Source organism: bacterium (assembly GCA_021372615.1).
Lineage (GTDB): Bacteria > Armatimonadota > Zipacnadia > Zipacnadales > UBA11051 > JAJFUB01.
Genome location: JAJFUB010000128.1, coordinates 1 through 11409 on the forward strand (window position 1 = coordinate 1; position 11409 = coordinate 11409).

At 65.6% G+C, this 11409-nt stretch carries 6 protein-coding genes; 1 reads left to right on the forward strand and 5 read right to left on the reverse strand.

The annotated features are described in order from the left end of the window. From LLH23_18950 to rpsL, 4 genes are all read right to left on the reverse strand, one after another. The coding region (locus LLH23_18950) for a GTP-binding protein (protein ID MCE5240543.1) at positions 1 to 139 on the reverse strand (139 nt) is incomplete at its 3' end. A gap of 42 nt (positions 140 to 181) precedes the next feature. After that, on the reverse strand, positions 182 to 2239 hold the full coding sequence (gene fusA / locus LLH23_18955) for an elongation factor G (GenBank protein MCE5240544.1): 2058 nt from the start codon (positions 2237 to 2239) through the stop codon (positions 182 to 184). A 146-nt stretch (positions 2240 to 2385) separates the two neighbouring features. Further along, positions 2386 to 2856 (reverse strand): 30S ribosomal protein S7, encoded by a 471-nt coding sequence (gene rpsG, locus LLH23_18960; GenBank protein MCE5240545.1) that lies wholly within the window; start codon positions 2854 to 2856, stop codon positions 2386 to 2388. Positions 2857 to 3112: 256 nt separating this feature from the next. After that, positions 3113 to 3523 carry a 30S ribosomal protein S12 gene (rpsL, locus tag LLH23_18965; protein ID MCE5240546.1) on the reverse strand — a complete coding sequence of 137 codons (411 nt, stop codon included), beginning with the start codon at positions 3521 to 3523 and terminating at the stop codon, positions 3113 to 3115. A 796-nt stretch (positions 3524 to 4319) separates the two neighbouring features. On the opposite strand from rpsL, the gene LLH23_18970 reads away from it, so the two are divergent. Continuing rightward, entirely contained in the window at positions 4320 to 6479 is a 2160-nt protein-coding gene (locus LLH23_18970) for a hypothetical protein (protein ID MCE5240547.1), read from the forward strand. An 87-nt stretch (positions 6480 to 6566) separates the two neighbouring features. Here the strand turns inward: LLH23_18970 and LLH23_18975 are convergent, their stop codons facing one another. After that, positions 6567 to 11363 (reverse strand): DNA-directed RNA polymerase subunit beta', encoded by a 4797-nt coding sequence (locus LLH23_18975; GenBank protein ID MCE5240548.1) that lies wholly within the window; start codon positions 11361 to 11363, stop codon positions 6567 to 6569. Positions 11364 to 11409 lie beyond the last annotated feature (46 nt).

The window sequence follows — 11409 nt, forward strand, 5'->3', positions numbered from 1 at the left end:
AGTCCAGCGCCTTCGTGTTCGTCGTCACCGCCAGGCACTTGGTGATCGCCGACGTCAGCGTCGTCTTCCCGTGGTCCACATGACCGATCGTCCCCACATTCACGTGCGGCTTGTCGCGGACAAACTTCTCCTTGCCCATGGGTTCCTCCAACCTGAAGAAAACGTGTCTTCGTTTCTTGTTCTATGACTTGTCTGGAGCGACCGGCTCGTAGCTGTGCGGCTCCATCGTGTACGTCGCGCGGCCCTGTGTCAGGGACCGCAAGGAAGTGGCGTAACCGAACATGTTGGCCAGCGGCGTCTCCGCCAGGATCGTCTGGGTGTCGCCCGGTGAGGGCCGCATCTGCGTGATGTTGCCGCCCCGGGACACCAGGTCGTTCATCACATCGCCCATGTGCGCCTCGGGCGTGACGACCTCTACCAGCATGACGGGCTGCAGCAGGAGCGGCGAGCCCTTCGTGTACGCCTCGCGAAAAGCCATGCTCGACGCGATCTTGAAGGCGACATCGTTGGAGTCCACATCGTGCGACGATCCGTCTGTCACGACCGCCCGCACGTCCACCACCGGGTAGCCCCGGAACGGTCCGGCCTCCATCGCGTCGTGCGCGCCGCTCTCCACCGAGGGCATGAACTCCCGCGGGATCGGCCCGCCCTTCGTCGCGTCCACGAACTCGAAGCCTTCGCCCCGCTCCAGCGGCTCCAGCCGCATCTCCACATCGCCGTACATGCCGCGTCCGCCGGTCTGCTTCACGAACCGTCCGCGCCCCTCGCAGACCCGCGAAATCGTCTCCTTGTACGCCACCTGCGGCTTACCGACGTTGGTCTCGACGTTGAACTCGCGCCTGATCCGATCCTTGACGATCTCGAGGTGCAACTCCCCCATGCCCGAGATGATCTGCTGACCGGTCTCACGGTCCGTGCGCACCGCAAAGGTGGGGTCCTCGGCTACGATCTTGCCCAGCGCGTCGGCCAGCCGTTCCTCGTCCGCCTTCGCCTTGGCCTCGATGGCCATTGAGATCACCGGCTCGGGGAAGCTGATCTGCTCCAGAAGCAGCGGCTTGTCCACGTTGCACAGCGTCTCGCCGGTCATGGTGCGCCCGATACCCACCGCCGCCACGATGTCCCCCGCCATCGCCTCCTGCACGTCCTCGCGGCGGTTGGCGTGCATCCGCAGCAGCCGCCCCACCCGCACCTTCTTGCCGTTGTTCGCGTTGTATACCGTCTGCCCGGTGGACAGCTTCCCCGAATACACCCGCAGGTACGAAAGCTGCCCTACGAACGGGTCGGTGACGACTTTGAACACCAGCGCGGCCAGCGGCTCTTCGGGCGAGGCGTGCAGGAAGATGGGCTCGTCGTGCTTGGGCCGGACACCCTCGACCGGCGGCACATCCAGCGGGGAGGGCAGGTAGTTCACGATGCCATCGAGCAGGGGCTGAATGCCCTTGTTCTTGAAGGCGCTGCCACACAGCACAGGGACCAACCCGCCGTGCAGGCACCCGCGCCGCACCGCCGCGTGCATCTCCTCGACCGTCGGCATCTCCCCGGCGAAGTACTTCGCCTCCAGCTCCGGAGACGTGTCGGCCAGCGAGACGATCAGGTGCTCACGGAAGGCTTCCGCCTTGCTCTGCATATGGGACGGGATCTCGTCGTAGACCGGGGTCTCGCCCAGCTCGTCGTCCTCTTCCCAGTAGATCGCGCGCATCTCGATCAGATCCACGACGCCGACGAAGTTCTCCTCGGCGCCAATCGGGATCTGCAGGGCCAGGGCGTCTGCCCCCAGGCGCTTCCGCACCTGGTGGAGCACGTCGTGAAAGTCCGCGCCCATCCGGTCCATCTTGTTGATGAAGATCAAGCGGGGGATGGCGTACTTGTTCGCCTGCCGCCATACGGTCTCGGACTGCGGCTGCACACCACCGACGGCGCACATGACCGCAACCAGCCCGTCCAGTACTCTCAAAGATCGCTCGACTTCGGCCGTGAAATCCACGTGGCCGGGTGTGTCAATCAGGTTGATGCGATGGTCGTTCCAGAAATACGTCGTCGCCGCCGAGGTGATCGTGATGCCACGTTCCATCTCCTGGGGGAGATAGTCCATGGTCGCGTTCCCCTCATCCACCTCGCCGATGCGGTGCACCCGACCCGAGTAGAACAGCATCCGCTCCGAAGTCGTGGTCTTGCCCGCGTCTATGTGAGCCGCGATGCCAATGTTCCGTGTTTTGTCCAGCGCGACGTCCGCGGCCACTGTGCCACTTCCTAGCTTGGCTGTGCCTCATCCAGCCCGTCATCAGCTCTGCCTCACCAGGTACGTAGGGACGTGTCCTGCCGTACTACCCGTATGAGTCAAGGTCGGCGGGACCTGCCCCTCAGACAGTGCCCGCCGACTGGTCCTTACCACCGATAGTGCGAATAGGCCCTGTTGGCCTCGGCCATGCGATAGACTTCCTCGCGGCGGCGGTAGGCCGCACCCTCGCGGTTGGCCGCGTCCATGATCTCCTTGGCGAAACGCTCGCGCATGGTGCGCTCGTTCCGCTTGCGCGAGGCGTCAATGATCCAGCGCACCGACAGCGTGATCTGGCGGCGAGCCGGTACCTCGACGGGCACCTGGTAGTTCGCGCCGCCCACGCGTCGCGGCCGGACCTCGACCTGCGGCATCGTGTTGCGGACAGCGGTCTGCAGTACGTCCAGCGGATTGCCGCCGGTCGTGTCGGCGATGTCGCTCATGGCGCCGTAGAAGATGCTCTCGGCGGTGCTCTTCTTGCCGCCCAGCAGAATCTTGTTGATGAAGCGGGTGGCCACTTCGCTACCGAATACCGGATCCGGCGGTACTTCGCGCTTTCGAACGTCGCCCTTCCGCGGCATATCTTCGCTCCACTGTAGGGCGGGGGCTTGTACCCCGCCGACTGTAGGGCCGGGGCTTGTGCCCCGCCCGGCCGTCCCCGGTTCCCGATGCCCGGTCCCCGGTTCCCGCCGTTCAATATTGGATTGCCATCCTGGGCCGAGCTTTCCAGTTCTCGTCGCCCGCTGCAGCAGGGCCCACCCAGGATGACACTAGACAAGGGGTCTCTCCCCGCAGGCCGGGCGTTGGCCTGGCCGGAGGGGGCTGACCCCGGGAAAACTACGCTTTCTTGGTGCCGTACTTGCTCCGCGACTGCTTGCGGCCCTGGACGCCCTCGGTGTCCAGCGTCCCGCGGATCACGTGGTACTTCACCGAGTTGAGGTCCTTGACGCGGCCGCCGCGCACCAGTACGACGGAGTGCTCGGCCAGGTTGTGGCCCTCACCGGGGATGTACGCAGTGACTTCCTGGCGGTTGAACAGACGGACACGGGCGCACTTGCGCAACGCGGAGTTCGGCTTCTTGGGGGTCTGCGCCCACACGCGGGTGCAGACGCCGCGCCGCTGCGGGGCGCCATCCACGACGCGTCCGCGCCGCTTGAGGGCGTTCCAGGCGACCTTCAGGGCCGGGGTCTTGGGCTTGCGCGCCTTCTTGGCTCGTCCCTTGCGCACCAGTTGAGAGATGGTTGGCACTCTTGTACTCCTTGGTGGGAGCGGTCACCGACCGCGGCTTCCTCAGTGGGAGCGGTCACCGACCGCGACCCCGTACAGGCAGACAGTCCGCCGTCCCTGTTTCGTAGTGCGGACTTCCAGCCCGCGTCGTGGGGCGGAAGACAGGGCTGCGGCGGACGCAAAAGACCCCTTCCGAGCAATCTCGGGAAGGGGTCTGCGAAGTGGCGTCAATTGGTAAAGAAGCGAACGGGGGCCACCTGTTTGGCGGCTTCCACCTTCGGCTTCATCACCCCTTGGTGCCGTTGACTGCCTCGCGTGATACATGCGCGATGGAAGCAGTCGAGTTCCGCAGAGCCCCAGACATCGGGTCAGATAGCACGGGTAGTTCGCAGCGGCCCGAACAGCGCTTTTTTCGCCCAAAGCAGCCGCGCTTACCCGGCAGACGATGTAGTATAGCCAACGGCGGAACCCAAGTCAAGCGTCCAGCATCCACTTTCTGCCTGCACCCCACACTTTTTCCACCGAACACTCCCCCACCAAGACGTCCGCGTCCACGTCTCGCCCCTTGACGCCGCCCGGCCCCACATTCCCCTTGCCCATGTCCCCCCCGTTGACTATACTCGCGTTACGCCTGACCTGGCGCCAGGGCGCGGCGTCAGCAAGGGAGACAGGCGCACACTCCGCGGCGGCGTGGCGGCAAGGGGGCCGCGACGGGAGGGAACCGATGAGCCAGGATCAGACGGACGCGAAGCAGAGAGTCTGCAAGAGGTCTCAGAATCTGCTCCAAGAGGTGGGCACAGACCGGCGTCGCCGCGTGATGAAGCGCTGCTTCATGACCGGCAAGCAGTGCATCTTCTCTTCGAACACGTCGGGCCCACCCGCCACGATGACCTGTGGCGACCTCAGCGTGTTCGTTATCACCCCCTTCAAGACCAACTTCGATGCCTTCGACGACTGGAGCCTCTTCCCATACCTGGAGCACGAGTATGGCCTCTGTGGGGACAACCTCCGTCGCGCAGACCACGTGCGCTCCACTGGCTACATCGTGTGCGAGAAGATCTGCCACGTGCTGCAAGAGACCGACCTGGTCATTGCCGACATCACCTTCCCCAACCCGAATGTCTTCTATGAACTGGGCCTGGCCTACGGCCTGGAGCGGCCGATTATCTTCATGGTCAATGATGCCGACAAGACCTCCCCGCACGGCGTGATGCGCAACGATGCCCTCCGGAACTGCCTGGCCCTGGACGACAAGAAGGTATTGCTCTACCCCGGGGTGGCCCCAATCAACCCAGAGTCATCACCCTACGCTCTGGAGGAGCACGTCACGACGCCACCGCAGGCCCAGGGCATGGTGCGCGAACTGAAGATCTCGGTACTCAAGACCAAGCCCGCGCGGCCGCGGGTGCCGGGACACTCGGAAGCCCCCGACGACATCACGCTCGACGTCTACGGTCTCCTCGAAGGGGCGGTGGCCGTGGCCATGTCCGATATCGTGAGGGAAGTGCAGGCCAAGGAGGACAAGGCGAAGGCCCCGTGGGAGCAAGTACTCAGCGCGCTGGCGGACGAGAGTAACGGCAAGCGCGAGCCCCTCAAGCAGGCCAACATGATTGAGGTGGGGCCGGCAGCGACTTTCCAGGCTGTCGCCGAGGCTCTGGGGAGTTCCTTCTGCACGATCATTGACGTCAGTGAGAACGATCCTCTCGGCCTGTTCTGGCTGGGCTACTGCCACGGTCGGGGCCTGGACGCCATCCCCTTCGACCGCAAGCCCATCCAGCCGGTCGCCGAGGACACGCACGAGATCGAGCCGAACCCGCGTCTGTGTCCGGGGGCCCGCAAGCGCCTGGCCTTCGATATCCGTGCGCTGTGGTACATGGAGCATGACGACCAGAACGCCGCCGGCCTCAAGAGCGAGATCCAGGACATACTCACTCGCCTCCTCGAGCGGGATCTGCCGGACCGGCAGCGGCGGGCCTTCTGGGACCGGTTCCCCCGCGAGAAGGAAATGAAGATCCTCACCGGCGCCATCCACAACGACACGCTCAACCGCGAGATGGTCGGCGACTGGGATGTCCGCACCGTCTCGGACCTCGTGTCCTATCTCACTCAGGTGCGCGAGCCCAGCAGCATCAAGCTCGCGACCCCGCTCTACTCACCCGAACATGCGTACCCCAAGGACAAGCCCAACCGGGAGGTATTCCTCCAGGAGTTCTACGCTGGCATAGGCAGTGAGTTGAGCAGTTGCAGCGCGGTCGTGATCGCCTCCGCTGACGTTAACCCGGTCACCGAGTACTTGCTGCACAGGGTCTACGGCCTGGGCGAGCCGGTTCCGGAGCCGTGGACGGACCCCAGCGCGCTGTGCGGCTACGTCGCGCTCAAGCGCTTCCCGGCACCCAACAAGACCAGGCAGGATGGCGCTGCGCCGCAGGACCAGGCCAGGCGAGCGACCGACGAGGAAGGCTTCACAAGACGGTTCTATTCCGAGGTGCACCTGGCTCGCGGCAGGAAGCAGGCTGACCGCGGCTTCGTCCGCTACGTGTATGGCAAGCCCGTGAAGCCGCTGCTCGAGAACTACAAGGCCCAGGACGATCCCGGCGAGTTCAAGCTCCTCGGCCACCTGCTTGTCGCCAGGTGGTCGGGCGAGACGGAGGCTGACAGACGGCGCGGCCGTGACGAAGAGCAACTCATCGTGCTCCTCAATGGCGTTAGCGGGCCGGCCACTTCGGCGCTCGCGGAGATACTCACCGGCGGCCCCAAGACCAAGCCACAGATGATGGCGAAGGCCGAGGAGATGTTGGCCGAACTCAATGAGGAGCTCAATAAGCCAGGCTGGGATGCGGTGGAGGCGATCGTGGAGGTACAGATAAAGCCAGCCCGGCCCGCCCAGATCCACAAGTACAGAGACAGCCGAGAGGTGGTTGGCTGGAGCTACGCTGTGCATCCCCGTCCTTTCACTCGCCGCTCGGTCGTCTCCTGAGAACCCAACAGCCGCGGGAACCCCTGATCCGGGGCGCCCGCGGCCGTATTGTGAGTCCTCTCACGACTGAGCGGATCGCTCTGTCCCCTACTCCTCGTCCTCCTCTACGTCCTCCACATCATCCTCGAGGTCGGGTAGGTCGCTCAGGTCCAACTCCGGCACGGCCTCCTGCAGTCGCCCAAACTCGCTGATGAGCTTCTGCACGGCCTCCTCCGGTGTCTCCTCACGCTTGGGCGGCACGAACTCGGGGATGGCCCCGTCCGCCATCGTGATGTCGCGGTCGCGGTGGGTCGGCATGCCGCTCCCCGCCGGGATCAGGCGGCCGATGATGACGTTCTCCTTGAGGCCCAGCAGCGGGTCGCGCTTGTGCCCGCACGCCGCCTCGGTCAGCACGCGCGTGGTGCGCTGGAAGCTCGCCGCCGACAGGAAGCTCTCGGTCGCCAGCGACGCCTGCGTGATCCCCAGCAGGATTGGCTCGGCCGTCGCCTCGCGGCCGCCGAACTCCCGCACCCGCCGGTTCTCGTCCTCGAAGTCGAACCGGTCGGAGATCTCGCCCGGCAGGAACCGCGTGTCGCCGTGGTCCTTGATCTTCCGCTTCTTGAGCATCTGGCGGATGATGACCTCGATGTGTTTGTCGTTGATCGCCACGCCCTGGGCCTTGTACACCGTCTGCACCTCGCGCAGCAGGTAGTCCTGCACGCCGTCGGTGCCCTTCATGTCCAGGATGTTCTGCGGGTCCACCGGGCCCATCGTCAGCCGGTCGCCCGCGCGCACCTCGGTCCCCTCGCGGACAAACAGCTCGCCGCGGTAGGGTACCAGGTGAGCGGTCGCGATCTTCACATGGGTCACGCCGGCCTTCTTCAGCCGCATGCGGACCTTCTTGAGCAGCTTCTCGCCCGCACGCGCCAGCTTCGTCTTGCCGTCCGGCGACCCCACGTCCTCGGCCAGCCGCTCCCCACGGATCACCCGCAGGTCGTCAATGCTGTGCTCGGAGTGGATGATGACGCTGCGCAGACCGGTGGTCTCGATGCCCGCGACCGTCCCGTCCACCTGGGCCGTGATGGCCTGCCCCTTGGGTGTGCGCGCCTCGAACAGCTCCACAACGCGCAGCAGACCATGCACGGGCGTCTCGAGCACCTTGAGCATTTCCTTGATGGCCTTGCGCCGGGCTCGGCCCTGGCCCGCCACTTCCAGCGACACAACGCCCTTGTCAATGTCGGCGTGCAGGGAGCGCAGGGCCTGCTGCTTGCGCTTCTTCACGTCCGCGACGCCGGTGATGTACTGGCCGGCGACGCCGCCGGTGTGGAAGGTGCGCATGGTGAGCTGCGTGCCCGGCTCGCCGATGGACTGGGCGGCGATGATGCCTACCGCGGTCCCCGGCTCCACGAGCTTCTGGCGGGCCAGGTCGCGGCCATAGCACTTGGCGCAGATCCCGCTGCGCAGCTCGCACGTCAGCGGCGACGACACCTTGACCTTCTTGATCCCGGCCTCGACGATGTGTCGCGCGGCCCGCTCGTCAACCTCGTCCTTGGCCGGCACGATCACTTCACCGGTCTCGGGGTTGAAGATGGTTTCGGCGGCGGTCCGGCCGATGATGCGGTCCTCGAGCTTCTGCAGCACCTCGGTCGCCGTGATGGGCAGTTCGGTGTCGCAGTACTCGCACTTGCCCTCGCGCAGCACGTCCTCCTGGCCGCACACGGGGCAGTGCAACTCCTGGGCGTACATGTTCGAGACCCATACGCCGTCGGTGGTGCCGCAGTCGAAGTCGCGGATCATGACGTCCTGGGCGACGTCCACCAGGCGCCGGGTCAGGTAGCCGGCGTCAGCGGTGCGCAGGGCGGTGTCCGCCAGGCCCTTGCGCGCGCCGTGGGTTGCCACGAAGTACTCCAGCACGTTCAGGCCTTCGTGGAAGTTGCTCTTGACGGGCAGGTCCTCGATCAGGCGGCCAAACGGATCGCTCATCAGACCGCGCATCCCGCTGATCTGCGAGATGTGGCTGCGGTTGGCGCGCGCCCCGGAGTTGGTCATCATCCAGATCGAGTTGAAGCTGTCAATGTTGTTGAGGATGTCGTCGGCGACTTCCTCGCGCGCGCTCTGCCACAGCTCCAGCACCCGCTGCTCGCGCTCGTCTTCCAGGATGTAGCCGCGCCGCGCCGCCTCATTGATGCGGTTGACCTCGCGCTCGGTGCGGGAGATGATCTCCTCGCGCCGCGTCGGCACGTCCGTGTCGTCAATGCAGATGGACAGACCCGAGCGCGTGGCGTACTTGAAGCCCTGCTCCTTCAGGTCGTCCAGCAACTGCGCCGTCCGCTCCTGGCCGTAGCTCTGGTAGACGCGCCGCACGGTGTTGCCCAGCTCTTCCTTGGCGATGTCGTGGTTCAGGAAGGGCATGTCCAGCGGCAGCACGCGGTTGAAGATGACGCGGCCCGGCGTGGTCTCCAGGCGCACCCGGTGGCAGCCCGTCACGATCCGCCCGTTGACCGGGAAGTACCCGCCGTCGCAGGCCTCCTGCAGACGGGTCTTGAGGGCGTCAACCAGGGCCTCCGTCTTGTCCACGATGGGGACGCGCAGCTCGGGGATCTCCGAGAAGCGCTCCTTCCACTGCCCGCGGTACGGCAGCTCCTCTTCCTCCATCATGTCCTTGGTCAGCGTGAACTCGATGCGCCGGTCGCGCACCGGGTGCTCGTCCCCGACCACCTCGGCCACGATGCGGCGGATGTCCAGGTCGAGCTGCGGGTCCAGCGGCATCTCGCGCGTCTTCTTCTCATAGGCTTCCAGGAAAATCTGCGGCAGCCGCACGGTGACGCTGGCGTGCAGGTCCACCTTGCGGTGCTGGTACGCCGCGATGACGGCCTCGGCGTTCTGGAAGACCTTCCCGGCGCCCAGACCCGTCTTGTTCTCCTGGGTCATGTAGTACGAGCCCAGCACGATGTCGTACTTCGGGGCGCAGATCGGAGCGCCGTCCGCCGGCTTGAACAGGTTCCGCGAGGCCAGCATCAGCAGCCGCGCCTCGGCCTGTGCGTGCGCCGACAGCGGCACGTGCACGGCCATCTGGTCGCCGTCGAAGTCGGCGTTGAAGGCCTCGCACACCAGCGGGTGAAGCTGGATCGCCTTGCCATCAATCAGCACCGGCTCGAAAGCCTGGATGCCGAGGCGATGCAGCGTCGGGGCGCGGTTCAGCAGCACGGGATGGTCGTCAATGACCTCCTCCAGCGCGTCCCACACCTCGCTGCGCAGCCGGTCCACCATGCGCTTGGCGGTCTTGATGTTGGTCGTGTGCCCCTGCTCCACCAGCCGGTTCATCACGAACGGCTTGAACAGCTCCAGGGCCATCTCGCGGGGCAGGCCGCACTGGTGCAGGTGTAGCTCGGGGCCGACCACGATGACCGAGCGGCCCGAGTAATCCACGCGCTTGCCCAGCAGGTTCTTGCGGAACCGGCCTTCCTTGCCCTTGAGCATGTCCGACAGCGACTTCAGCGGCCGGCGGTTGCTGCCTGTCACCGGGCGGCTGCGGCGGCTGTTGTCAATCAGCGCGTCCACAGCCTCCTGCAGCAGGCGCCGCTCGTGGTTGATGATCGACTCGGGCGCATTGATCTCGATGATGCGCCGCAGGCGGTTGTTGCGGTTGATGACCCGGCGGTACAGGTCGTTCAGGTCGGAGGTGGCGAAGCGCCCACCGTCGAGCTGCACCATCGGGCGCAACTCGGGCGGCAGCACCGGGATGACCTCCAGGATCATCCACTCCGGGCGGTTCCGGCTGCTGCGGAAGGCCTCGACGACGCGCAGGCGCTTGACGGCGCGCAGGCGCCGCGCGCCGGTGCGCTCGTCAATCTCCTGCCGCAGGTCGTGGGCCAGCTCGTCCAGGTCAATCTCGCTGAGCAGGTCCCGCACGGCCTCGGCGCCCAACCCGGCCTTGAACAGGTCGGCGAAGCTGCCATCCAGGCGCTCCTCGCAGACTTCCAGCAGCTCCACCAGGCGCCGGTACTCCATCTCGGAGATCAGCATCTTGGGGGTCAGCTTGAACAGCAGTTCGGCGGCCGCGGTCAGCTCATCCAGCCGGTGCGTGACTTCCTGCGCCTTCATGATGCGCCGGCTCAGCTCTTCCTCGGTCATCGGCGAGCCCCAGGCGCTCTCGCTCTCGGACATCGCCGGGTAGCCGTCCTCGTCCAGCATGTCCTCGTCGTCGGACAGCTCTTCGAGTTCCTCGTCCAGACCCAGCTCCTCGCCGTCCTCCTCGACCTCGCTGACCTCCTCCTCTTCCTCCTCCACTCCCTCCTCCGGCTCGGCTTCGAGTTCCTCCTCGGCGGCGGCCTCCTCAGCCTCGCGCTCCTGGCTCTGTCGCAGCCCCTCCTCATACTCCTCGCGCAGCCGCACGACTTCCTGGTCGCGCGAGTCGAGAATGGCCTGCTTCTCCTCGTTGATGGCGGCCAGGATGTCCGCGCGCCGCCGCTGCATCTTCTCCACGTTCACACTGGTGACGATGTAGGAGGCGAAGTACACGACCTCCTCCAGCGTCCGGCGCGACATGTCCAGCAGCAGGCTGATGGGGCTCGGCACGCCCTTGAGGTACCAGCTGTGGCACACGGGGGCGGCCAGCTCGATGTGGCCCATCCGCTCGCGCCGCACCTTGCTCCGCGTCACCTCGACCCCGCACCGGTCGCACTTGATGCCCTTGAACTTGACCTTCTTGTACTTGCCGCAGTGGCATTCCCAGTCGCGGGTGGGCCCGAAGATGCGCTCGCAGAACAGGCCGTCGCGTTCCGGCTTGTACGTGCGGTAGTTGATGGTCTCAGGCTTCTTGACTTCGCCAAAAGACCAACTGCGGATCTCACGGGGAGAAGCCAGACCGATAGTAATCGCGTCGAAATCGGTTGTGGAACTCAAAGGTTCTCCTCCTCCGAATGTATGCTCATTGCGACGTCGCCCACCC

What these genes read in the sequence shown, in the direction of transcription:
- rpsG (MCE5240545.1), bottom strand. Translation starts at nt 2,856, where the DNA reads ATGCCGCGGAAGGGCGACGTTCGAAAGCGCGAAGTACCGCCGGATCCG.
- LLH23_18970 (MCE5240547.1), top strand. Translation starts at nt 4,320, where the DNA reads ATGAAGCGCTGCTTCATGACCGGCAAGCAGTGCATCTTCTCTTCGAAC.